General features: G+C 42.2%; 22 protein-coding genes. 14 read left to right on the top strand and 8 right to left on the bottom strand.

Translation table 11 applies throughout. The annotated features are described in order from the left end of the window. Positions 1-147: 147 nt before the first annotated feature. The gene (locus IBX40_01775; GenBank protein MBE0523055.1) at positions 148-864 is read right to left on the bottom strand and encodes a phosphoribosylaminoimidazolesuccinocarboxamide synthase; all 717 of its coding nucleotides are present in this window, start codon (positions 862-864) and stop codon (positions 148-150) included. Positions 865-997: 133 nt separating this feature from the next. Here IBX40_01775 and IBX40_01780 point away from each other — a divergent pair, with 133 nt between their 5' ends. Together IBX40_01780 and IBX40_01785 are read left to right on the top strand one after the other, a co-directional pair. After that, entirely contained in the window at positions 998-2,965 is a 1,968-nt protein-coding gene (locus IBX40_01780; GenBank protein ID MBE0523056.1) for a DUF460 domain-containing protein, read from the top strand. Between the two features lie 90 nt (positions 2,966-3,055). Further along, entirely contained in the window at positions 3,056-3,802 is a 747-nt protein-coding gene (locus tag IBX40_01785) for an ArsR family transcriptional regulator (GenBank protein ID MBE0523057.1), read from the top strand. A 5-nt stretch (positions 3,803-3,807) separates the two neighbouring features. Here the strand turns inward: IBX40_01785 and IBX40_01790 are convergent, their stop codons facing one another. From IBX40_01790 to IBX40_01815, 6 genes are all read right to left on the bottom strand, one after another. After that, the gene (locus IBX40_01790; protein MBE0523058.1) at positions 3,808-4,713 is read right to left on the bottom strand and encodes a pyruvate synthase subunit beta; all 906 of its coding nucleotides are present in this window, start codon (positions 4,711-4,713) and stop codon (positions 3,808-3,810) included. Beyond that, positions 4,713-5,882, bottom strand: coding sequence for a hypothetical protein (locus tag IBX40_01795; protein MBE0523059.1), 1,170 nt, complete (start codon positions 5,880-5,882; stop codon positions 4,713-4,715). Before IBX40_01795 ends, IBX40_01790 begins: the two co-directional genes overlap by 1 nt. 1 nt (position 5,883) lies before the next feature. After that, positions 5,884-6,165: a 4Fe-4S binding protein gene (locus tag IBX40_01800; GenBank protein MBE0523060.1), complete on the bottom strand. Its 282-nt coding sequence runs from the start codon at positions 6,163-6,165 to the stop codon at positions 5,884-5,886. Next, positions 6,162-6,698, bottom strand: a complete 537-nt coding sequence (locus tag IBX40_01805) for a 2-oxoacid:acceptor oxidoreductase family protein (protein MBE0523061.1) — start codon at positions 6,696-6,698, stop codon at positions 6,162-6,164. Before IBX40_01805 ends, IBX40_01800 begins: the two co-directional genes overlap by 4 nt. 136 nt (positions 6,699-6,834) lie before the next feature. Next, on the bottom strand, positions 6,835-8,496 hold the full coding sequence (locus IBX40_01810) for a TCP-1/cpn60 chaperonin family protein (protein ID MBE0523062.1): 1,662 nt from the start codon (positions 8,494-8,496) through the stop codon (positions 6,835-6,837). 262 nt (positions 8,497-8,758) lie between these two features. Beyond that, the gene (locus IBX40_01815; GenBank protein MBE0523063.1) at positions 8,759-9,097 is read right to left on the bottom strand and encodes a divalent-cation tolerance protein CutA; all 339 of its coding nucleotides are present in this window, start codon (positions 9,095-9,097) and stop codon (positions 8,759-8,761) included. Positions 9,098-9,324: 227 nt separating this feature from the next. Here IBX40_01815 and IBX40_01820 point away from each other — a divergent pair, with 227 nt between their 5' ends. Both IBX40_01820 and IBX40_01825 read left to right on the top strand, forming a co-directional pair. Beyond that, complete coding sequence (locus tag IBX40_01820; GenBank protein ID MBE0523064.1) at positions 9,325-10,887, top strand: site-2 protease family protein; 1,563 nt, start codon at positions 9,325-9,327, stop codon at positions 10,885-10,887. A 30-nt stretch (positions 10,888-10,917) separates the two neighbouring features. Further along, positions 10,918-11,682 carry a signal transduction protein gene (locus tag IBX40_01825; GenBank protein ID MBE0523065.1) on the top strand — a complete coding sequence of 255 codons (765 nt, stop codon included), beginning with the start codon at positions 10,918-10,920 and terminating at the stop codon, positions 11,680-11,682. Between the two features lie 8 nt (positions 11,683-11,690). On the opposite strand, the gene IBX40_01830 is transcribed toward IBX40_01825, so the two are convergent. Next, positions 11,691-12,206, bottom strand: coding sequence for a DUF367 family protein (locus tag IBX40_01830; GenBank protein ID MBE0523066.1), 516 nt, complete (start codon positions 12,204-12,206; stop codon positions 11,691-11,693). A 209-nt stretch (positions 12,207-12,415) separates the two neighbouring features. Here IBX40_01830 and IBX40_01835 point away from each other — a divergent pair, with 209 nt between their 5' ends. From IBX40_01835 to dnaJ, 10 genes are all read left to right on the top strand, one after another. Beyond that, positions 12,416-13,117: a DUF169 domain-containing protein gene (locus IBX40_01835; protein ID MBE0523067.1), complete on the top strand. Its 702-nt coding sequence runs from the start codon at positions 12,416-12,418 to the stop codon at positions 13,115-13,117. A 464-nt stretch (positions 13,118-13,581) separates the two neighbouring features. After that, on the top strand, positions 13,582-14,778 hold the full coding sequence (locus IBX40_01840) for a hypothetical protein (protein MBE0523068.1): 1,197 nt from the start codon (positions 13,582-13,584) through the stop codon (positions 14,776-14,778). 27 nt (positions 14,779-14,805) lie between these two features. Further along, a complete protein-coding gene (locus IBX40_01845) occupies positions 14,806-15,909 on the top strand; it encodes a cell division protein FtsZ (protein ID MBE0523069.1) in 1,104 nt (367 codons plus the stop codon). Positions 15,910-16,046: 137 nt separating this feature from the next. Continuing rightward, positions 16,047-16,565 (top strand): ArsR family transcriptional regulator, encoded by a 519-nt coding sequence (locus tag IBX40_01850; GenBank protein ID MBE0523070.1) that lies wholly within the window; start codon positions 16,047-16,049, stop codon positions 16,563-16,565. Then, complete coding sequence (locus tag IBX40_01855) at positions 16,562-17,347, top strand: winged helix-turn-helix transcriptional regulator (GenBank protein ID MBE0523071.1); 786 nt, start codon at positions 16,562-16,564, stop codon at positions 17,345-17,347. The genes IBX40_01850 and IBX40_01855 overlap by 4 nt, the downstream gene beginning before the upstream one ends. Positions 17,348-17,359: 12 nt before the next feature. Then, positions 17,360-19,822 (top strand): DEAD/DEAH box helicase, encoded by a 2,463-nt coding sequence (locus IBX40_01860; GenBank protein ID MBE0523072.1) that lies wholly within the window; start codon positions 17,360-17,362, stop codon positions 19,820-19,822. A 122-nt stretch (positions 19,823-19,944) separates the two neighbouring features. Continuing rightward, positions 19,945-21,603, top strand: a complete 1,659-nt coding sequence (locus tag IBX40_01865) for a thermosome subunit (protein ID MBE0523073.1) — start codon at positions 19,945-19,947, stop codon at positions 21,601-21,603. A gap of 35 nt (positions 21,604-21,638) precedes the next feature. Next, positions 21,639-22,175, top strand: a complete 537-nt coding sequence (gene grpE / locus IBX40_01870) for a nucleotide exchange factor GrpE (protein ID MBE0523074.1) — start codon at positions 21,639-21,641, stop codon at positions 22,173-22,175. A 30-nt stretch (positions 22,176-22,205) separates the two neighbouring features. Continuing rightward, positions 22,206-24,065, top strand: a complete 1,860-nt coding sequence (dnaK, locus tag IBX40_01875) for a molecular chaperone DnaK (GenBank protein ID MBE0523075.1) — start codon at positions 22,206-22,208, stop codon at positions 24,063-24,065. 54 nt (positions 24,066-24,119) lie between these two features. Next, positions 24,120-25,268, top strand: coding sequence for a molecular chaperone DnaJ (gene dnaJ, locus IBX40_01880; protein ID MBE0523076.1), 1,149 nt, complete (start codon positions 24,120-24,122; stop codon positions 25,266-25,268). Positions 25,269-25,588 lie beyond the last annotated feature (320 nt).

Genomic DNA, 25,588 nt, shown 5'->3' on the forward strand with positions numbered 1-25,588 from the left:
CTAAAATATGTATTTTTATTGAAAATTATAGAAATATCTGAATATTTATGACAATCTACTCCAGCCTACTCTAGCCAGTAGCGGGCTGCACACGTATGAAACCCTTCGGGTTCCATACGTGGACAGAATTTTTTTAATCAAATTAAATTAATCGAATATCTCGGGTACGATCCTGCGAGCTACTTCACTGTATGCACTTGTCAGATCGCCCTTGTCGAACCTGAACACGTCCTTGTCCAATGACTGCCCCGTCTTTTTATCCCACAACCGGCAGGTATCACATGAGATCTCATCTCCCAGCACGATCTCGCTACCCATGTGCCCGAACTCAAGTTTGAAATCAGGCAGTATCAGTCCCCGTTCATCAAGATATGGTTTTAGGATTTCATTGATCTTAAGCGCTGTTTCGCGGATCTCTGCCATCTCTTCCTTGGTGGCCATACCCAATGCCACAGCAATATCTTCATTTAACATGGGATCATGCCGCTGGTCATCTTTATAGTCCATCACGATTACAGGCGGTTCAAGGTGCTGCCCTTCTTTGAAAGGATACTTCTTGGTAATTGATCCGGCTGCAATATTTCGCACTATGACTTCTACCAGGATGATCTTAATATTATTCACCAGCATCTCATTACCAGATATCATCTCTTTGAAATGGGTCTTGATACCTTTTTTATCCAGGAGTTCAAATAATTTTTTTGATATTTGGGCATTATAATAGCCTTTCTTGGGAACCTCGCTCTTTTTGGCCCCGTCAAAGGCAGTAAGGCTGTCTCTGAATTCCACTATAAGCAGATCGGGATCTTCGGTCCTAAAAACAGTCTTGGCCTTTCCAGAATATAATATGTCCAGTTTCTTCATCTAAACATCCTCGCTCGGGAGAGGTTGAATTCATGGTATTAAAGGATATAATACTATCTATAAATGTGTATACGCTTCGAAAAATCCCCCTCAAGCTTTTTATTTTAATATATTCATAACATAATAGTATCAAATGGTTCAAGATAAGATCATTTTTGGAATTGATATCTCAAAAGGTTCCTCCAGGGGAAAAGAGAAACCCAGCTACGCAGTAACAGTACATTCCAGTGGTCGTGTTGAACATCACAGGATGGTCAGCCTGTATAAACTTATAAGAATGATCTGGGAACAAAAGCCTCACATCCTGGCCGTGGATAATATACACGAACTTGCCTGCGACCGCCGTGATCTCATCTCTTTTATGAGGAAACTACCCCAAAAAACCAGATTGGTACAAGTAACTGGGGGTGAACATCAAAAACCGCTAACCGGTCTTGCACGCAGCAGGGGTATATCATTTGACAGGTTCGATCCCATCCAGGAGGCTGATGTATGTGCGCAGCTGGCATTACTGGGTGTAGGTGATATAGTCTCGGTTTTTGAAGATAAGACCTTTATCAAAGTAAGCCGGGCCCGTTCTCTTGGCAGGGGCGGTTGGAGTCAGAACCGCTACAGTCGTAAGGTGCACGGATATGTAAGACAAAAGACCAGGGAGATCGAAGATATCCTGAAAGAGTTGAAACAAGAAAAAGGGATCAATTATTCATCTAAAAATGCAAAAGGATTTGGCGGGTATAAGCGAGGTGAATTCGTGGTGGATGCCCCCCATACTAATATTCCTTTATCGTCTTCGAAATTCGGTGATATCCAGGTCAAAGTGCTGCCAATCGAACGTGACGCCATACATTTTACACCATTGAAAGATCAAAAACGAAAAATTGTAATTGTAGGGATAGATCCCGGTACTACCACCGGGCTGGCACTACTTGACCTGGATGGGACACTGATCAAACTACAAAGCAGCAGGGAAATGTCAGTGTCTGATGTAATCGAAATGATCGCCCTATACGGCAGGCCTTTGATAGTGGCCACAGATGTAAAACCCATCCCGGGTACTGTAGAAAAGATTCGACGCTCATTCAATGCAATTTCCGGTGAACCTGACACATCATTAGCAATTGAAGAAAAGAAAGAACTGGCAAAACCGTATGGATATAAAAACGACCATGAACGTGATGCTTTAGCAGCTGCAGCCCATATGTTTCGAAAGTTTATGAATAAATTTGACCAGATTCGCAAAAAATTACCCCCCGGAATTGATGTGGATGAGGTCATAGCCCTGGTAATGAAAGGGGATACAATAGATAGTGCAATTGCCAAATTAACAGGCCGAAAAGTTATGCCTGAGGTTCAGCCGGACAAGGAGACAAGTTTTGAACCTGATGAGAAGTTCGTCGAGCTGACTGAAACTATCAAACGTCAACAAGAGACGATTGATATTTTGAGGACATATCTGGAAGAAATGAAATCAGAGATCAAAAAACAGGCCCACCATATTTCAAACCAGGAAAAAAAGATTCAAAATCTTAAAGCTAAGACCTATTCCAAGCTAAGAAAATCCAAAGAGATGCGTATACGTGAAGAAAAAATAAGCATACTTGAAAAAGCTATTAAAGCAAAGGACATGGAATGTACCAAGCTGGCAGGATTGGTCGAAGAACTAAAACGGGTCAGAACACTTGAGATCAGTGGTCGAACAATACCTGTAAAAGTGGTTCCTGCATTTACCAAAGAAGCACTTGCTATCGTAAAAGGACAATATGGTTTAAAACCAGGAGATGTACTGTTCTTCAAGGATGCCAGTGGAAGCGGACCCGCAACCGTGGACATTCTCGTAGATGTCGGTATCAGGGCAGTCATCTTCAGGGGTGAGATGGCACACATTGCCATTGATGAGTTCTATAAAAAGGAACTGCCGTTCTTTGAAGTGAGATCAGTGCCTGTCCATTATGTGGATGATTTCGGTGTAGTGGACCCAGAGGAATTAGAAACCTGTGAAGCTCGTTTTAAAGAAGAACTTACATCAAGAAGAATTAAAGAAAAGGAACAGTGGCTTAACAGCCTGCTAGAAGAATATAAAAGTGAACGGCGGCGTGCATAACAGTTAAGTATAAAGTAATGAAAATTTCATTATTTTAATTCGGCACAAAGCGAACAATATTTATATAAGATTTTTCAAAACTATATTGAAATGGCTATCAAAAACAATCGTACCATAATTTTTTCCACAAAAGATGGGATGATAGCCCTGAACAGTCCCATAAAACTTAAGATATTAAAATTTATCGGCAACCAGTCCAGACCTTTTGAGGATATAGTTAAGGAGACCTGCAAGGCAAAATCTACCATATCTGTACACCTGAAAGACCTGTTAGAACAGAATATCATATTAGAGCAAAGGGACTGCGGTGATAAGAGGAAGAAATACTATGTCCTGAACTCTCAATTCATTGCATATTCTGATACACCCATGCAAAAGAGCTATGACGTGATCCTGGACAAGTTGATCCGCTCTGTGGATTCGGAGTATGAATTTTTCAAGACACTATGCCATACCATCCGTTATGGGCTGGAAGCTTACGGTATGAATCCAAAACCTGTAATGAAAAGGATCGGGGATGATATCGGAAAAAAAATAGCAGATATGTTTGTATCAGATAACCTTGACGATCTAATATTGGAGATGGCCAAATTCTGGGAAATGCACAATCTCGGTAAAGTGGAAATATATAATTCAAATCCATTGACTCTGTTAATTCATGATTGTTTTGACTGCTCTGATATGCCGGATGTGGGACGAATATTATGCTCGCTGGATGAAGGTCTTATTGAAGGAATATTATTGCACCGCCTCAATCTTAGGACACTGGTAGGAGAAGTTGAATGTTACGGAACAGGTTATGACCACTGCAAGATGATTATTCATTTCCTGGATTGAATCTCTTATACATATCGGCGTCCATTGTATTCCTTAAGTTCAGTCCAGTGTTGATTTATTAATGATCTGAGTTTTTGAACTCCATAGGCAGGGAGCTTTTTATATCGTCCCTGTAGCTCAAGGAATTCTTCAATGGGTTTGAGTTCCTTGAAATCCTTATTCAGATTTAATATCCCTTCTTCTATCTCATACAGCGGCCACATACCGCTGTGAACAGCAAGCTTTGACATCTTAATTGTGAGTCTGGAATCATAGTTCCAACCTGCGGTGCATGAACCCAGGAGCTCGATATATGAGAAACCTTTCCTATTTTTAGCCCTTTCAATCTTATTGAGGAAATCCACTGGATATGCCAGGGATGCCGAAGCAGCATATACCCTGTGGGCACCCATGATCTTTATCATATCTTTCTGGACAAATGTTGTACCGATTTGATTCTCACGTCCCCGTGGTGTGGTCTTGGTCTCGCTGCCGTAGGGAGTGGAGCTTGACCACTGGAAACCTGTATTGCCGTAGGACTGGTTATTGTAGCAAATGTAGATAATACGCTCATTCTTGACAGCGGCTGATGAAAGGGAAGCGAATCCAATATCATAGGTTGCTCCGTCTCCTGCATAGACCACAACGTTCATATCGTCATGACCCTGCATATCCAGGCCGTGTCTCACTCCAGCTGCTGTAGAAGAAGCGTTCTCAATGGCATTGTGTATCCAGCTAACTTTAAGAGGTGTCGTGGGATAGAGAGGTAGTAGGGTCATACATCCTGAAGCATTGACAATTATGGTTTTGGGACCCAGGGCCTTTAATGCCAATTTCAATCCCATAGTACCTCCGCAGCCTGCACATGCTGATGAGCCCCCTGTGAACAATTCGATCTCAGGCAGGTCCTTGATGCTCTTGAATTCCTGCATTATGATTCCTCCACATCGTTCCATTCAACTCTGGATTTGCCAGTTTCAAGGTCTTCCATGAGTTTGTGGGTTATCTCTTTGATCTTTTCCTCGGTCTGAGGATTGCCGCCCAGTCCCACAATAAAACTTGATATAAGTGGCCTGGATTCCAGGTAGTATAATGTTTCTACGATCTCAGGGAACATGATGCCCCCCTTCCCCGGAGCAACATTGCGGTCTATCACTGCAATAGCCCTGGCATTTTTTAAAGCCTCCTTAATGGCACTGGCTGGCCAGGGTCGTATGATCCGCAGGCGCAGCAGTCCGACTTTGATTCCATCCGCCCTCATTTCTTTGATGGCAGCCTTGGTTGTGGTGCTCATTGAACCCTGGGTTATGAGTACAAGTTCTGCATCATCCATCATGAATTCATCCACCAGATCGTAATTCCTGCCAAAGATCTTCTCAAATTCGTCCTGAACCTGTTCGATCACACCGAGAGCATTGCGTGCAGCCACATGATTCTGGGCTCTGAAGAATGTATATTCATCCAATGCAACGGCCCCTATAGTAACTGGACGATCTGGGGTAATGGTATGTTCGGGCGTATAATCAAGCAAGAACTTATCCACCATTTCAAACGAGGGAATGGTCACAGGTTCATCCGTGAACGAGAGTACAAAGCCGTCCATGTTGACCATTACTGGCAGCAGCACTTTATGGTCCTCAGCCACCCGATAGGCCATGAGTATCATATCCAGTACCTCCTGGTTGTTCTCAGCATGGAACATGAGCCATCCACTGTCCCTCTGATCTAAAAAATCATTATGGTCTGACCACAGGGTAACAGGCGCCGAAAGTCCCCTGGATATTGTTGCCATTACAATGGGCAGGCGCATTCCCGCTGCGATATAGAGCACTTCATGCATCAGTAGCAGACCTTGTGACGAAGTTGCGGTAAATACCCGGTTACCCACAGCCGCTGCGCCCACAGCCGCACTCATGACTGAATGTTCCGATTCCAGCCTGTCAAAATAGGTATTCGGGAGTTCTCCGTCAGCTCCCCATCGGGCCAGGGTCTCGATGCATTCGGTCTGGGGTGTAATTGGAAATGAAGGAATATACTGGGGTCTGGCCAATCTGGCACCCCATGCTGCTGCTTCGTTACCAGTGATCAGTGTCTGTTTCATATCAGCTTTCCTTTTCCTGGGTTATGGCCCCTGTGGGACATTCTTCCATACAGATCATACATCCCTTGCAGGCCTTTAAATCGATATTGGGGCCATCGGACGTCCATTTAATGGCAGCATCGGGACAATAGGCATAACATATCTTGCATTTTGTACATTTTTCCTTGTGATGCACAGGTCTTACCAATCTCCATGAGCCCCTATTGATACTGGCAGAACTGCCAGGCTCTTTGATTATAGGGATACCGTCAATTTCTTTATACGGCAGTTCTTCTTCTTTCATTCGATCAACTCGTAACATTTCTGAACTGCTGCTTTGTTGGAGTTGATTATTTTTTCAGAATAATCGGAAAATTCTTCCTCTATAGCTTTATTCAAAGCATCCAGGGTAATAACATCTGTCAGCTTTGCCAGTGCTCCCAGCATTGCAGTATTGAAAATGGGCTTGCCAATTGTTTCAAGAGCAATGTCAGTGGCATCTATGTATTTGACATTGGCTGGTGTATCCACCTTTGGCTTGTGCTCGGAATTAATTATCAATAGACCATTTTCGTTCAGGCCGTCCTCCACCCTGACCAGGTCCAACAATGTTCTGTCCAGAACAATAACCACATCAGGGTCGTTAATATATCCTCGTTCAAGTATGGGTTCATCGTCAATCCTGACGAAACTCATAACAGGTGCACCACGCCTTTCAGCACCGTACAGTGCAAAATCCTGGACTTGCTTGCCACTTCGAAAAGCAGCAAGTCCAATTATCTTGGCTGCCTTTTTTGCTCCCTGGCCCCCCCTGCCATGTATGCGGATCTTATACATTTCAGTATTTATAAATGAACCGCTACATTATAAAATTATCCTTATAGAATAATATGATCGAATTAATAAAAACAGCTAAATTATTAAAAAAAGAGTTGGGACATACCCAAAAGGGTACGTCATATTATTTAATTATTTACATCATGCCTGGTGGCATACCGCCGCCCATGCCAGGTGGCATACCGCCGCCCATCTCTGGAGGCATTCCTTCGCCGCCACCTACTGAAGCGATGACATCATCGATCCTGAGGATCATGACCGCTGCTTCAGTAGCACTGTTAATGGCCTGGGTTTTGACCCTCAATGGCTCAACAACACCTTTTAACATCATGTCAATGACCTCTCCGGTGTATACATCAAGCCCGGCATTCTTGTTGCCCTTCTCGTGCTGGGACCTCAATTCCACCAGCATGTCAATGGGATCCAATCCTGCATTCTCTGCCAGCGTTCTGGGAATAACTTCCATTGCATCTGCAAATTTGCTTACTGCCAGTTGTTCCCTGCCTTTTAATGTAGCTGCATATTCCCTTAGCCTCAGGGACAGTTCAACCTCGGGGCTGCCGCCGCCTGCAACAAGTTTCTCATCTTCGATTACTACACCTACCACACGAAGCGCATCTTCCAAAGCCCTTTCAAGACTGTCCACAACATGTTCTGTACCGCCACGGACGATCAGACTGACAGCTTTTGGATTCTTGCATTCGGTGATATATAACATAGCGTCAGCACCGATCTTCTTCTCATCGGCATGACCGGCATGTCCAAGGTCTGACTCAGATATCTCATCAATACTGGTGACCACACTGCCACCAGTGGCTCGAGCCAGTTTTTCCATGTCGCTCTTTTTAACCCTTCTCACAGCCAGTACCCCGGCTTTTGCCAGGTAATGCTGTGCCATATCATCAATACCTTTCTGACAAACGACCACATTGGCTCCGCTGTTGATGATCTTGTCTACCATGTCCTTTAGCATCTTCTCTTCCTGGTCAAGGAACAGCTGCAGTTGGTCAGGTGATGTAATATTGATCTCTGCATCAACTTCGGTCTTCTTGAACTCTACAGGTTCACTGATAAGTGCGATCTTGGCATCCTTGATGTTCTTGGGCATATTGGGATGCACACGTTCTTTATCAATGACCAATCCTTCAATAAGTTCAGATTCTTCAATGCTGGCACCTACTTTTTTCTCGATCTTGATATGGTCGATGTCAACCATTTTCTTTCCAGCTTCTACTTCGACCACAGCTTTTACAGCTTTTACTACAAGCTTTGATAAATTTTCCTTAGAGCTTTCAGCACCCTTTCCTGTCATTGCAGTGCTGGCGATTTTTATTAGTAGAGCTTCATCGTCCTCGGTAACTGAAGTTTGAATTGTATCCAGTATCTCAGATGCTTTATCAGCTGCCATTCTATATCCGCTGGCAATGATTGTAGAATGTACATCCTGTTCCAACAGGTCTTCTGCTACCTTTAGGAGTTCCCCTGCTAACACAGCTGCAGTAGTTGTCCCATCGCCTACCTCATCATCCTGGGTTTTGGCCACTTCTACTATCATCTTTGCTGCTGGATGCTCGATATCCATTTCCCTCAATATGGTAACACCGTCATTGGTAATTACCACATCTCCCAGGCTGTCCACAAGCATTTTGTCCATTCCTTTAGGACCCAGTGTCGTCCTAACAGCATTAGCTACTGCCTTAGCTGCCATAATATTACTGTTCTGGGCTTCTTTACCTCTGGAACGTTCAGTTCCTTCTCTTAATATAAAAATCGGCTGTCCACCTAACTGTCCTGCCATAAAATTGATAGTCCTCCTATTAAATTTCGGTGATATTGACTGTTTGTAGTTCTATAAATATTTTATTGTTGCAGGGTTCTGTTGCATGGCGGGAGTTAGGTTCTTTAAAAATATAGAAAGCTTGTTCCTCGTTACGACTCTTACGATGTTCCGGGTCAGACTCCCGAACTTCTCCACATTGTCCTATGGACTTCACACCTTCTCATTACTAAGAACGCATGCCATAGTAAAGTCACTCCGAATGGAAGGAGTGGCATTGCTGTCAAAGTTCTTCTTCATTTTTTATTGTACCTACTGGTAATACATTCTGATCTATCCAATCCAGATAATCTCGTGACCCACCATCTATACTGAATGAAATTATACAGGGTACAGTATAACTATGTATCTCTTTTACAGTTTTTTTTATATTTTCAATCTGCTCGTATGTGGTTTTCACGATCATGGCCACTTCATCGTCCTTATGTACACCGTCCCATCGATAAATGGAGGTAATAGAGAACATATTAACACATGCGGCAAGCTTCATTTCCACCAGTGTATTTGCAATCTGTTTTGCTTCTTCCATGGTGCCTGCAGTAATATATACTATTGAAAACATGATTATCCCAGTTTAAGTATATGAATAAGTTTAAAAATCTTATGTTACGTAATGTATAAACCCAGCGGAGAACAAGATTATTGACTGAAATTAATCCATTAATATCTTTTATTGAATCTTATTGGAAAATATTACTGATAATTGCCATTTATTGGCAGGTTATAATTATTTTAAAACAAAACGGAATACTAGAGAAGTATAATATCACTAATCATGGTCCACTATTAATGATACGTACCACCAGGGGACTGAAATTCCTTGAGTGGCTTGCCAGAATAAAGGTTTTCTGGAAGGTATTCGCTGATATTGGCATTCCATTGATGCTAATCGGCATGTTCTTGATGTTCGCTTTGATTGTTTTTTCTGACATCACAATAATTGCTCAAATACAACAGCAGACTTTGGCGCCACCCAGTCAGATCCATGAAGCAAGGAATATCTTTCTTATACCTGGCATCAACGAATTCATACCTTTACTGTGGGGAATGATCGGGTTGATTGTTACACTTGTGGTCCATGAATTCTCTCATGCTATTCTTTGCAGGGTAGAGGATATCAGAGTAAAATCCATGGGAATTATGATGGTAGTCCTTCCTATCGGAGGATTTGCTGAACCTGATGAAGAACAACTATTCGGGAAAAAAGAGGATATTGAAGAATGGGGGGTTAAAGAAACTGAAACAGAAAAACCAAAACAAGCAAATCGAAGACAGCGGGTCAGGATATTATCTGCGGGTGTTATGGCAAATTTTGTGACCGCCCTGGTAGCTTTTGCATTATTCTTCATTGTAATTGGAAACATCGCACCAGTCAGTAATGTCATGATAACTGACGTGATCCCCAACTCCCCAGCTGATCAAGCTGGACTGACAGATATGACCCTCATTACTCACGTGAGTGATAAGAAGATAGAGAATGCATCCCAGTTCTTTAGTTATGTTAATACCTTACGTCCTGATGAAATTATCAAATTGAGAACAAAAAAAGACCACACGATTCGAGAAGTAGTAATTACTCCAGACCAGGTTCTAAATGGTACATTAAGTGGAGTGAAAATTGAGGAGATCACCCCTGGCATGCCTTCTGAAAAAGCAGGACTAATGGCTGGAATGTTAATTGTAGGCATTGATGATATCTCAATTTCAAATTCTTCAGAATTTATGCAATTAATGTCAAATACAAAACCTGGACAGGTGATTCTAATTCACACATTGGTGGCAAATAAGATGGTAAATTACAGTGTTACACTCACTGATCATCCAATGGGAGATACAATTGGTTATATTGGAATTACTTCATCGACTGCTATAATATCCCCATCAATCGGAGTTTCTGTAGGAGAATTCATGGCAAAAGAACTGCTTAACATCCTGCAGTCAATACCTTCATTAATGTTAACAGGAATATTCGGCTGGGTCTTACTTTTGGTGCTTCCATTCCCTAATCCATTTATTGGAAGTTTTCAGGGATTCAGTGGCACTCTTGCTATTTTTTATGAACCCATTGGTTGGGCTGCCCCGCTGGGCGAAGGAGTATTCTGGATCGCCAATACTCTGCTCTGGATAGGCTGGCTTAATTTTTATGTGGGTTTGTTCAACTGTCTTCCAATGTTACCCCTTGATGGGGGACATGTGTTCAAGGATGTTGTCCATTCAGTATTGGAAAAATTGTTCGGTAAAGGAGAACGAATGGGTGAGATAGCAGGAAAAATTGCCACCGGTTTTGCTTTACTTATACTGGCTTCAATTGTGTTTATGGTCCTTGCTCCTTATGTTGCACAACTACAATAAGAATAAATTAAACAAAGTTATGTGGTGAATATGAATTTTACTCTTGATGATACTGATAATTCCCTTTTGACTACAGGTGTTGCGGGTCTTGATGTTCAATTAGGTGGAGGGATACCGGCGGGAACAACTTTATTAGTTTTAGCAGAATCTGGTACAGGAGCAGAGATTTTCACTAAGCAATTCTTATATGGTGGACTTGAAAACGGCGAAGACGGATACTATTTTTCATCTGACCATTCAATTCCAGAGATCAGAGAGGATATGAAACAATTTGGATGGGATGTTGAAAAATATGAACATACAGGAAAAGCCAATTTTATTGATGCATATAATTCCAGGTTTTTTAATGTACTACCATCTGAATTGAGAAATAAGATTTCTGCTAAAGATTTTCTAAAACAGGGAATGGATCCATTTAACCAATTAAAATCCTCCCTAATTCAAAACCATGGGACTAAATATCGTATGGTTATTGATTCCATATCATACTTCCTCAGGGCATATGACATGAACAGTGTTATAGAAGTTATAGAATTAATGTCTTCTATTGGCAAACTCAGCGGTGGATTACACCTCATTTTGGCTGTAAAAGGTTTGCACGATGATCTCACTATCAATACCATGAAACACATGGCTGATGGTGTAATTGAGTTATATGTAAAAGATAGAGCCTCTCAGATCGAACGTGGCCTGGTTGTCAGGAAGATGAGAGGTCTGATCGTACCAAACAGGTCGATCAGTTTTGATATAACTCCCAAAGGTATTGAGCTGGAAACCACTACAAGAGTGCTTTAAAGTAGAGGTTAAATAAATTCTCCCTGTATGGATACGACTTCTTTACTATCCCTGGCTTCTGAATAAGCCTCCAATGGTTCATAGTTTAGCTCAAGAAACGTGTGACCCCATTTGAACTTGTTAAGGATCTCTTCAGCCTGGGTCTTGTGATTAAGAATATATAATGCTGCTGCAAAGGCTTCTACAGTCCCCAATTTGAAAGGTTTTCCGAAATTCACAGGATTTGCAGCTACAAGATATGGGAGTGCCCTGTGTTTAAGTCTTAATTTTTGTAAACTGGGAAAGACTAGTTCCACTTCTTTCCATGAACAGTCCAGAACAATAATACCCCGGTTATAATTATCAGCAGGGGAAAGGGCTTGAAGCGCCATTGGGTCCAATAGTATTCCACCTGATGGAAGTTTATTCACTTTACGATGTAGTTGAGCCAATCCGAACCGGGCAAGTTTCTTGCCAGTACATTTCTTTGGATCACATTGGTTTGCATGATAAAGATGAAGAGGGATGATGTCAGCAACAATCATAACATTCAGGGGATTTTTACCATATCACACATAATTCTATTCTATTTAAAAAATACTATAATGCATTAATGAAATATCCAGTTTTTTCTATTGAAAAATCTGATGGGATATGAAAGTAAATAAATTTTCTAAAATGACAAAAGAATCCATTATTTCATAAGATTTATAATTAATAATGTAATTGAATAATTAAAAAATAGGTGAGTAGTATGGAATATTCTGAAATGTCAAGAAAATTAATAAATATATTAAAATTAAATGGAAAACCAGTAGCTGTTTCGCTTTTAACCAGAAAAGAAGACATTCCCGAGGGAATGGAAGAGATTGATGAACCTGTTAGATATTGTCAAATGTTACAGAATGCCAGGTTTAATGATGTAATAACATTAGCAACCGAAGAAAAACATTCCTGCAAAGGGGGTGCAGCTGCCATTGGACTTAGAGATTACCCCGATAATATAAAATCTGGAGCACTCTATTATTCTAAACTAGGAAAAGAAATATCCATCGGCGTTGCTAAACGAGTTGTAGATAATATGCCCAGACCAATACCCGGGACAATTGTCACAACCATAGTTGCCCCGCTTGATGCCACCCCAACACAACCTGATGTTATTGTTGTTATCGGAAATGTGCTTGCTGCAAGACGGATCGTTCATTCCATAATCTATAGACACGGCGGACGAATGACCTCAAACTTTGCAGGTATTCAATCAACATGTGCTGATGCTACAGGTTCACCTTATACAACAGGTGAACTAAATGTTTCCATTGGTTGTGATGGAGCTGCCAAGAATGCAGGTCTTAAGGATGATGAATTGGTAATTGGTATACCTGCAGAACTTTTAGAAGATATAGTAAACATTTTAGATTCTAAGGCGCAAGAATGGGATGATTGGATGCGAGAGTAATCCTAATATAGTTAAAAACCAAACAATATTAACTGATAAAATTCAAATTCCAACAAGTGATAAGTAATAAACCACGGAGAGCATAGAGGATACAGAGAGTAAAATCAGGTGCAAGCTCTATGTTTCTCTGTGTCCTCAGTGGTTCAAATATAATTGTCTGAAAATCAAAGTGTTAAGATATTAGTATCAGACCAACAGATGTCTAAATAATATAAGTATGTAATTATATTTGTTAATAAATATAAACAGGGATAATTTACGATTCTCATGTGTTTTTTGATGTATTGTCTACAAAATATATTAATAAAGTTAGATTCATATATTAAGAAGTCAAAACGTTTATATTATTTTGTAGTCGTAAAAGAACAACCTTTAAAAATAAAAAAAAAATCATTCATTAATGAGGGATACACAAATTGAAAAATAATCCGTTTTTAATTACCTGTGTAATTTTTTTTATTACTTTGGTTCTGTCTATTGGTACAGTAAGTGCTGATAATATTTATTCAAAGCAGATAGACAAGGGTGATGGATACCAAATTAACAACTATGTTTTACAATTAACCAGTACAACATTGGGTGCAGATATTAATCCCATAATTGATTTCTATGAATTAAAATCAGATGGCAGTTATTTTAAACTGGAAGATTATGATGTAAAAACTATATATGCAGATGGTACAAAATTTGAATTTGAAAGAAATTCAGAAAAAATTACCGTAGAAATTAAAAATGCCACAGGAAGTTATGTAATAGTAGATATTTTCACATCTGGCATCACAGTTGAATATGAATTCGCAGTGGATGGCGGTGTTTCAAATGCGAAATTCACAGGTGAACCCAATATAGTTCTTACAAAAGAAGTGGATAAAACAACGGCAGAGATAGGAGATCTTATCCGGGTCACAATCAAAGCAAAAAATACTGGAGATGGTCTGGCAAAACAAATTACTATTGATAGGGGTTTGACCTCTGGTTTCATATTCAAAGAAGATTTTCCAATCACATCTCAATCAGAATTGGGAGTTAATGAAGAATACACTATGCTAATATACACTATAGAAGCCACAGCTGGCGGCACTTTTCCAATTAATCCTGCTGTAGTCACATATTTTTCTTCGTTATCTGCTGAAAAATATACATCAAAATCCAATAGTCCCACGATAACTATTGCAGAAAAAGCTATTGAAACGTCTGAACTCAAGATTGGAATAACTCAAGACAACACAAAAATCAAGCATGGTGAAAAAGTGACTTTTAAGGTGAACGTGGAGAATTTGAAAGACGTGCCTGCCTCAAATATTCGTATTGAACCCATATTCACTAAAAACCTGACATATGTTTCAGGTTCTGATGAAATAGACATTATTAACGAAAAACCCATCATCCAGGATAGTACTTATGGAGCCAGGTACGAAGCTGAATATCAATTTACCTTTAAAGCAGATAAAGTAGGTTCTGATAGTCTAACAGTAAAATTGACATATAATAATGGTGTAGAAGATATTACCAATGAAATTATCTCTGATACGGTTTATATTCGAAAAGGTGATTTTGATTTCCTCGCAGAATTCCCGATATACATCTACCTAACACCAATCATTATTATACTAGCTCTGGCAGGATGGTTTTATTGGAGATCAAAGCAATTCAGGATGTAAATATATATTATTGAGGAGGAGAAAAGTTTGTTAAATGTATTGATCATTGGTATAGGACAATGCGGTAACAGGATACTGGATGCAATTAATAAACAGGCTTTTGGGGCCGGAAGGTTTTCAAAATATTATTCATCACAAAAGTTTGTATCCCGGGTTGAGACCATTGCTATCAATACAGCAATTAATGATCTTAAAGAATTGCGTAATACCAAGGTAAAGGATAGGATCCATATACCTAACCTGCATGGGCTTGGAGCTAATCGAATTTTAGGTAAACAATGCTTTAATGACAATAAAGACCTGATCATGCGAAATATCTCTGATAGGGGAGATTTCGATGTTGCATTTGTCATTACTTCCTCATCAGGTGGAACGGGATCTTCATTTAGCCCTCCGCTTGTTAAAGAATTAAAAACAAGATATGATTTTCCTGTTTATAGTTTAATGGTGCTTCCATTTAGAGAAGAAGGTACTATTTATTTGCAAAACTCTGCTTTTTCAATCAAAGAGATGCGTGAAAGTGGAACCGATGGAATGATTTTAGCAGACAATCAATACTTGAAAGATGCTGGAAGTAACATACAATCAGCGTACGACGGTATTAACAAAATGATCTCTGAGAGGATTTTATTCTTATTGGAAGCCCTGGATAGCGAGATGATGATGGTTACAGATTTGGGTGATTTTAAAACTGTTATGGCCGGTGGTGATGGTATTGCCACAATAGGATTTGCCAAAGGTGATGCCAATACCTCTATTAAATCTACTATTCACGAAAGTATTTCCCCAAGTGGTCTGTTGTTCTCATCTAATGTATATGAAGAAGGCAGCAGGGCAATGATAATCTTGCGAGGAGATCAAAAATATTTAAGCATCGATGATATCTCAGCTGAAATCGATAAGCTATCTTCACATATCGGTCATGTATTCAAAGGTGTTATTATTCGCAATGGTGAACTTCCTAAAGTTCTCTCTGTTCTAACCCTTGAAACTACAGTTGAACTTGAGAAACTGTACGCTTTAGCAGTTGAAGCCATTCATGTTGAAAAGGATAAACGAGAACGTGTTGCATTGCAGAAAGAGACTGATACTACTTTCTCAAAGATAGATGGACTGGAGCCACAATACTAAAATCTAAAGTCAAAATGTTCTCAAGATTGATATTGGATGTTGTTCTCTATAATCTATTTTATATAAATCAGTTATTTTTTTCTCAAAAAGCTTTATCAAATCTGAAGACTATATATACCTAATTGAGGTTAATCTAAATGGGTAAGAGAACACGTATTATTAATGACCCTTCAGATCTTGTCCCCCTGTTGGGAACTTTTGGTTCAAAAACCCACAAGAAAGTTTTTGATAATTTGCTTGTTGATTGGTTTACTAAAGAGGAACTGAAAGAAAAGCTGACTATGGATGTAGATGATAGTATTAAAATTTTAAAAAAATGCGGGTTAATTGAGAGCAAATGGCGAATGCCAGAACCTGGACAAACACCAAAAAAGGAATATCATACGTCTTATTCCAAAATACAGGTGAATTTTCAGTGTACCGTTGAAGATCTATCTGACCTGCTAATGATCACATTCAGTCGAGATGATGATATCAGGAACATGATAGAACAGATCGAAGCTGAAGTAGTCAATGGGAACCAATCCATGACAGGACTGGCAAGGGTGTTAGGAGCAAGTCCCTTATATCTAAGAGGGGTGGCAAGACGTTCTGACAAACTAACAGTTAAGGGTCAGAGAATTGAATTCAACGGTGCTACTGGTGCTATTGGATGATAAATTTACTTCACAGTAAAAAAGATAGTACAAAGTTCCAGATCCTTGTTGAAATTGCAGCTAACCAGCCTAATGTACGCCAGAGAGAGATCGCTGAAAAAATCGGAATTACTCCCCAGGCAGTTTCTGAATACATCAAAGAATTAACCGATGAAGGTTTGATTCTATCTGACGGTAGGGTACGTTACAAGGTAACTAAGAAAGGGATAGAATGGGTGCTTGAGCGTACTGCTGAGTTGAAGCGGTATGCCATGTACGTGATGGAAGATATCATCAGTCATGTTTCTGTATGGACAGCTATTGCTGATGAGGATTATAGAACTGGACAAAAAGTCTCACTGGTCATGCGTGACGGGTTATTATATGCCAATACAAAACAGGAGCATGCAGCTACTGGAGTGCTTATATCTGATGTGAAAGCAGGAGAAGATGTAGGGGTAACCGACCTGCACGGCCTGATCGAGCTGGAAGATGTCAAGATTACGGTTTGTAAAGTTCCCAGGGTTGAACGGGGTGGGTCGAAAAATGTAGATCTTGACGTTCTGGAAGAACTGGTAAAGGATAGCCGATATATATGTGCTCTGGGTGTGGAATCACTAATAGCGTTAAAGCGTATCGGTAAAGAACCGAGTATTATGTTCGGAGCCAAGGACTCAATTGTAGAGGCTGCGTTTCATGGCCTGTCATCTGTGGTGGTATCTGTGGACGAAGAGGTGCCGCAGCTTTTGAATCGGCTGGAATCTGAAGGTCTGGTATATGAACTCCATGACCTTCGCAAATAATCTTTTTTTTGCATGTCATTAATTGTGCTTATTCAGCCTGGCAGACAAAATATTGAGCTAATGCCCCTGAAAAATGGGAGTAGTGATGCTTCGTTCAGGAGTATTCTGGAATTACAGCATACTTCAAAAGGACCCCGGCCATTCAAATTTAAGGTTTTGGATGGAACAAATGAGGACCTAAGACCCCCGGCTGAAGCTGTAGATCTACTTAGAATGGCAGATATGATCTTAATTCCAAAACATGGTGATGAGGTCCACGAAAAAGATGTCATTAATTTGCTGCAGGGTTACCAATTGGATTACGAATGGGTTGATGTTTGCCGTTTTTGTTTATCTGAAGGGAGGTTCCAGTCCGTGGACTCAAAATCAGTCAAATTCAGGGGCGATCTTATCTGTGAAAATTGCGCGATGTCGGAACTTTACAGGGAAATACATTCTGGAACTAAAAGGATGGCCGAGGAAGGAATCGAAAGGCTGTTCCAGTTATTGCTAAAAACAAAGGATCTGGATCGTATGCTGGTGTTTCTTGACCCCAAAAAAATGGACCGTGAACTAACAGTATTTGATCGTGTTACTTCAGGCATGTCTGTGGATCCAGTAAATGTGAATGGACTTGATCTGGATGACCGCCTGAAAAAATTGCTGCCAGAAAAGCTGCTGCCTGTTCAATCCCTTTCAATTCGTTCAGGACTGCTTAAGAAGCAGAACCAGCTTGTGGTCTCAGCCACTGCCACCGGTAAGACATTGATCGGTGAGATGGCAGGAGTCAATAATATACTGGAGGGTAAAGGGAAGATGCTGTTTTTGGTTCCCCTGGTGGCACTGGCCAATCAGAAACACGATCAATTTACAAAGAAATATGGATCTATTGGGATTACTACATCTATAAAAGTTGGGCAGGCCCGCATCAAAATGGGAAAACGTTTCAAGATGCGTACTTCCCTTGATTCAGATATTATTGTGGGCACATATGAAGGGATCGACCATTTACTAAGAACTGGAACCGATTACAAGCTAGGCAATGTAGGTACCGTTGTAATGGATGAAGTGCATATGATCGAAGACCCTGAAAGGGGACCGCGACTGGACGGACTGATAGCTCGGTTAAGATACCTGTATCCCAAATGCCAGTTCATCTATCTCTCAGCTACCGTAGGCAATCCGGGCTGGCTGGCAAAGGGCCTGGGTTCAACATTAATTGAATATGAAGAAAGACCTGTACCCCTGGAGCGTCATTTGTTGTTCGGGGGGGCATCCGAAAAATTACGGCTAATAAACCAGCTGGCACAGGAAGAATATAATAAGAGCTCCTCAAAGGGCTTTAAGGGCCAGACAATTGTTTTTGCACATTCCAGGCGAAGCTGCCACAAGTTATCAGATGCCCTGAGAATCCCGTCAGCACCGTATCATGCCGGTTTGCCATACAAACAGCGTCGAAAGACAGAGGAAGAGTTTGCCAAAGGAAATATCCCTGTTGTAGTCACCACTGCAGCCCTGGCAGCTGGTGTGGATTTCCCTGCATCACAGGTAATATTTGAAAGCCTTGTTATGGGTAATGACTGGATAACCCAGGGCGAGTTCTTTCAAATGCAGGGTCGGGCCGGACGGCCGGATTATCATGACGTAGGAGTGGTGGTTGTTATGGCAGAACCGGATAAACGCCTTGGTCAGGGTGAGAGTGAAGAACAGGTGGCTTTCAGGCTGCTTCGTGGAGAAATGGGGCCGATTTCCCTCCAGGAAGATGAGGATTCAGGACTTGAACAGGTGCTGGTCTCTGCAGCGATCTTTGATAATATACAAAAACTTAAAACCGTGGAATCATTGAGATTGGGCGGGGGCAATGTGGACCATATGTTGAAAAAATTGCATGATATGGGTTATCTGGACATCTCCGATCAGAAAATACACCCTACAAAATTGGGGCGTATAATGACTGAACATTTCCTGAACCACGAGCAGGTTTCTATTATGAAGGAAGGGATTATCTCAGGTGTTGAACCTGAAGATATCATCACAAACCTTGAAGTATTTGACAGGGCATTTTTTGTGGGAGCGGACCGAATAGCTGCTACCCTGAATGTGAGACTGCCTTCAAGGGTATTCCAGGGAGCTGCAATGGAGATGGCCTTATCAGGGGAGTCTCTGGGAAAGCTGGATAGCAATACAAAACAAAAATTAATGAATTTTGCTACTGATCTTTTAACATGCACTTGCAAAGATACACCGTATTGCGGATGTCCGGAACGCAAGTTCTCTAAAAGACTACTTCAAATGCGATGTGATGGAGCAAGCCCTGCTGAAATTATCGAGACAATGACCGCCAGATATGATGTATTTGCATATTTAGGTGATGTGATCGAATATCTGGAAACTGCAGCCAGAAATCTCGAAGCAATAGTGAAAATTGCTGAAGTTACCAATGATCAACATAAGAAAAAGCAGGCTAAAGTTTTATTAAAATGCATTGTCGGGTAATGCTGCAATCTGTCAATATAAAAAATCATGTGGCGTTATTATTATATAGAAGTACAAACAGTTAGAAGTGTTCTTATTATATTGATAATACTACTTAGTATACTACAATTTGGAGGATCAAAATGGCAGAGTTAGGCGGTCAGCCTATTATTATTATCGACCCGGATAAAAAGAGGACTACAGGTCGGGATGCACAATCTATGAATATCACAGCCGCAAAAGCAATTGCACAGGCTGTAAAAACCACTCTTGGACCAAAAGGAATGGACAAGATGCTGGTAAATGGTGTAGGGGATGTCACCATAACCAATGATGGCGCTGAGATCTTAAGACAGATCGATGTCCAGCATCCTGCAGCCATGATGATGGTGGAGATCTCCAAGACCCAGGAAAAAGAGGCAGGTGACGGGACAACCAGTGCAGTGGTACTTGCAGGTGAATTATTAACTCAGGCCCAGAAGTTGATTGAACTTGAAGTTCATCCCACGATCATTGTGAAAGGTTACAAACTGGCAGCAGAAAAGGCGCAGGAAATCCTGGAATCCACTGCTATCAATGTAACAAAAGATGAAACAGAGGTCTTGAAAAAGATCGCCTTGACCGCACTGTCAGGTAAGGGCAGCGAGATGGCACTGGATGATCTTGCCACATTATGTGTGGAAGCCATACAGGCTATTGCTGATGAGACCGAGATAGATATCGAACATAATATCCAGATCATCAGTCAGAGGGGCGGTTCTATTAAAGATACCAGGTTGATCAAGGGCATGGTGCTTGATAAGGCCCGGGCCCATAAGAATATGCCCAAGAAAATTGATGATGCAAAAGTAGCAGTACTGGATGTGGGTATTGAAGTACAGAGGACCACAACCAACAGCAAGATAAAGATTTCCTCACCTGAGCAAATGAATGAAGCATATCAGGAAGAATATCAGACTGTAAAGGACCAGGTGGATGCCCTGATCGCTGCTGGTGTGAACGTATTGGTCACACAGAAAGGGATAGATGATATTTCACTGCACTACCTTGCCAAACACAACATCCTGGCCATTAGGCGGGTCAGTGAGGATGATATTAAGAAGGTTGTCAGGGCCACCAGTGCGACTTTACGTTCAAATTCCATGGATATTTCACCTGAGGACCTGGGCTCAGCTGACCTGGTTGAAGAAAGAGGTATGGGCAATTACAAAATGTTATACTTTGAAGGTTGTGAAAATCCAAAAGCTGTAACCATAGATGTTCACAGCGGTGCCGATTTTATTACTGAAGAGGTAAAAAGAGCCCTGGACGATGCCTTGAATGTGGTCAAGGTTGTACTGGACGAAGGAAAGGTTATGTATGGAGGCGGGGCTCCTGAGATCGAGGTGGCTATGCAATTACGTGAATATGCATCCACTTTGAGCGGGCGTGAGCAACTGGCTGTATCTGCATTTGCAGAAGCCATGGAAGGACTTCCCAGGAGCCTTGTTGAGAATTCAGGCCTTGATCATGTGGATATTCTGGTAAAGCTGCGCTCAGAGCATAATAACGGCAACAAGACAGTTGGTCTGAATTTGTTTACCGATGAAGTAACAGATATGAGTAACACTAATGTGGTGGAACCGTTGAAGGTAAAGGTCCAGTCAATTAAATCTGCTGTGGATGCTGCTGTCATGATACTCAGGGTGGATGACGTGTTTGCTTCCAAATATACCGGGCTCATGGATGTGGATCCTGAACACAGGGTAGATAGTTATGACGGCATCCAGGCACCAAGTCTTGAAGAAATCGGAGAAGATTAATATTGGAACGTCCCTGATATACTTTGAGGCGGACCATGGGGAAGAATGAGGATACTGAGATAGAATCATCAAATTCCGAAAATCCTGAAATGGATAAGGAAATTGAAGCAACAAAAAAACGTGCTGATGAATACCTGGATTCACTTCAACACCTTCAGGCAGAGTTTGACAATTATAAGAAAAGGGTGGATAAAGAAAAGAAAGACCTTATTGAGTATGCTAACTCTGATCTAATATCCGAACTTATCGATGTAATGGAGAACCTTGAACGGGGGGTCGCAAGTGCAAGGGATTCTGATGACATTGAATCTGTAGTTAAGGGAATGGAGATGGTGTGCACCCTGTTAAAGGGTATACTTGAATCAAAAGGGCTGAGGCCCATTGAAGCAGCAGGCCAGAAGTTTGACCCTTACTACCACGAAGCAATGATGAAAACCCCTTCTGATGAATATCCGAATAATACGGTTATGGAAGAATTCCAGAGAGGGTACAAGATCAAAGACCGGGTTATACGTTATTCAAAGGTTAGTGTATCGGTTGATGAAAACAAAAATAATAATACGAATGCATGAATTTATCTAATTATATGAGGTGAATTAATAATGGCAAAGACAATAGGAATTGATCTGGGAACAAGCAATTCGGCAGCTGCGGCTATGATAGGCGGGCGGGCTACCATTATACCCAGTGCAGAGGGATCAAGTGTCGCTGGAAAAGCATTCCCGTCTGTTGTGGCCTTTACAGAGGATGGACAGAGGCTGGTGGGAGAGCCGGCGCGCAGACAGGCGGTTACAAATCCGGAAGGCACTATAATGGCCATCAAACGGAAGATGGGGACAGATTATAAGGTGACCATTCGGGGCAAGGATTTCAAGCCCCAGGATATTTCGGCTTTTATTCTTCAGAAGATCAAGCAGGATGCAGAAGCCTTCCTGAATGATAAAGTAGAAAAGGCTGTCATTACCGTTCCGGCTTATTTTAATGACAACCAGAGGCAAGCTACAAAGGATGCCGGTGAGATTGCCGGGCTAGAAGTGGTGCGAATCATCAATGAACCAACAGCAGCATCACTGGCATACGGCCTGGATAAGAAAGGCGATCAGAAGATCCTGGTCTATGATTTTGGCGGGGGCACGCTGGATGTTTCGATCATGGAAATGGGTGAGGGTGTGTTTGAAGTTAAATCTACATCAGGCGATACCCAGCTGGGCGGTACTGACATGGACAATACACTGGTTGATTATATTGCCCAGGATTTCCTGAACAAAGAAGGGATCGACCTGAGGACGGAAAAGACCGCAGCGCAGAGGCTGAGGGAAGCTGCCGAAAAGGCAAAGATCGAGCTCACCACCACTATGCAGACCTCCATCAATCTTCCCTTTATTACAGCCAACCAGGCAGGACCCAAGCACCTGGAAATGACCCTGCAGCGATCAAAACTGGAAGATCTGGTCATGCCCATAGTGGCAAAGACCAGACAGCCTATAGAACAGGCACTGAAGGATGCTAAACTGAGCGCGTCAGATGTCAACAGCATTATTCTGGTTGGGGGACCTACCAGGATGCCCATTGTACAGAAATTCGTTAAGGATATAATAGGCAGAGAGCCGGAACGGGGTGTTGATCCCATGGAATGCGTAGCATTGGGTGCGGCCATACAGGCCGGTGTGCTGGCAGGAGAGGTAAAGGATGTGTTGCTGCTGGACGTGACACCGCTGTCTTTGGGTATTGAGACCCTGGGTAGTGTGTTCACCAAGCTCATCGAGCGCAATACCACTATACCTACCAAGAAGAGCCAGATATTCAGTACTGCTGCCGAGAACCAGACCTCTGTGGACATCCATGTGCTCCAGGGCGAGCGTGCTATGTCTCATGATAATACTACTCTGGGCAGGTTCACTCTGATAGGGATACCACCCTCACCAAGGGGTATTCCCCAGATCGAGGTGACCTTTGATATTGATGCTAACGGCATCATACATGTGACTGCCCAGGATAAAGGTACAGGCAAGGAACAGAAGATCACCATCACATCCCCGCATAAGTTGTCTGAGGATGAGATAAAGGCCAAGGTGGATGAAGCCCAGCAGTATGAAGAGGCTGATAAAAAAGCTAAGGAGCTCATAGAGCTTAAGAACCAGGCAGATACCCTGGCATATAGCACAGAGAAGGCCCTTGCTGATCTTGGTGAAAAGGTCACGGAAGAGCAGCGCAAGACCATAACCGAGAAGATCGGGAAGACCAGGGAGGCTATTGGTACTGACGATAAGGACAAGATCCAGGCAGCTGTTGACGAGCTGACCAAGGAGATGCAGACCATAAGCACCATGATCTACGAGCAGGCTGCCCGGGAACAGGCTTCTGCCGGTGGAGAAGGTACCCCGGAATCTGAAGAGCATGAAGAGCAGACTGAGGATAATGTGGTCGATGCTGAATATGAAGTAATGGATGAGGATAAATAATCCTTATCCGATTTTGTTTTTTATATATTGTTATTTATTAATACAATAATTAAAATGGCTACTAAAGGCGATTATTATGAAATTCTGGGTGTCGATAAGGGCGTTACCCAGGAAGAGTTAAAAAAAGCTTACAGGAAACTGGCAATAAAATACCATCCTGACAAGAACAAAGAACCTGGAGCTGAAGAGAAGTTCAAAGAGATCAGCGAAGCCTATGGTGTGCTGAGCGATTCTGAGAAACGCAGTAAGTATGACCAATATGGACATGCCGGAGTTGACGGAACCTGGAGCCAGGAAGACATCTTCAGGGGGGTTGACTTTGAGGACCTGTTCAGGGGTTTCGGAGGAGGGGGAGGTGTCTTTGATATTTTCTTTGGTGGCCGAGGAGGCAGGCACAATGGTCCCCAGCGGGGTTCAGATCTCAGGACTGATATGACCATTTCATTTGAGGATGCGTATAAGGGTGTTGAAAGGGAGATCGAGATCCCCAGGACAGAAACCTGTCCGTTATGCAACGGCAGCGGTGCTAAGCCAGGAACCGATGTAAAGACATGCAGGACATGCGGGGGCAGCGGCCAGACCACCCGAGCCCAGCAGACACCTTTTGGCCAGTTCATGACCACCAGTACGTGTCCCACATGCCGGGGCCAGGGTAAGACCATCGACACTCCATGCACTAAATGCCATGGCAGCGGTCAGGTGCAGAAGCATCGCAAGATCAAGGTTAAGATACCGGCCGGAATTGAAAGCAACTCCCGTATGCGTGTCGGTGGTGAAGGAGAGCACGGTACCAAGGGCGGACCACCAGGGGATCTGTATGTAGATATTTATGTGAAACCACACAGGCTCTTCAAACGGGTGGGCAATAATATCCTGTTGGGTACAAAGATCAGTTTCACCCAGGCATCATTGGGAGATGAGATCATGGTGCCTACTGTGGACGGTAAGGTGAAGTTGAAGATACCGGCAGGAACCCAGCCCGGGGCCACGTACAGGATAAAAGGCAAGGGTATGCCTAATATTCACGGGCACGGGCAGGGCGATCTGAATGTGAAGGTCGATGTGAATGTGCCTAAAAAGTTGTCCGAGAAGCAGAAGGAACTGCTGAGGAAGTTTGCTGAGCTGAGCGGGGAGAAGCCAGCTAAAGAGAATGAAAAAGGGATATTTGAGAAGGTAGTGGATGGGGTTAAGGAGAAGATATAATAGTCTCTTATTCAATGAGATATGGTGGAGAGCACCCAACCGCTGCAGAGCTGCTGGGTATAGTTATTACGATGCACAGGCATGAATCGGCTGTAGTGAGTGAACGGAGCGAAGCAGAGAGAACGAACGAAAGACGATTGATGCACTAAACTGAAGGGGACGGGCCGAAGCATGAGGCCGGTTCCCGGGTCTCTAAACACTAATCTTCACTTCCCGACATTACGGGTGAGGCGAGACACATCAGCGGCTCACCTCATCCGGCAACTACTTACTACAATTCACATGGAGTGGAGTAAGAAGATATGAGTGAATAATACAGC

It is taken from the genome of Methanosarcinales archaeon, assembly GCA_014859725.1.
Taxonomy (GTDB): domain Archaea; phylum Halobacteriota; class Methanosarcinia; order Methanosarcinales; family Methanocomedenaceae; genus Kmv04.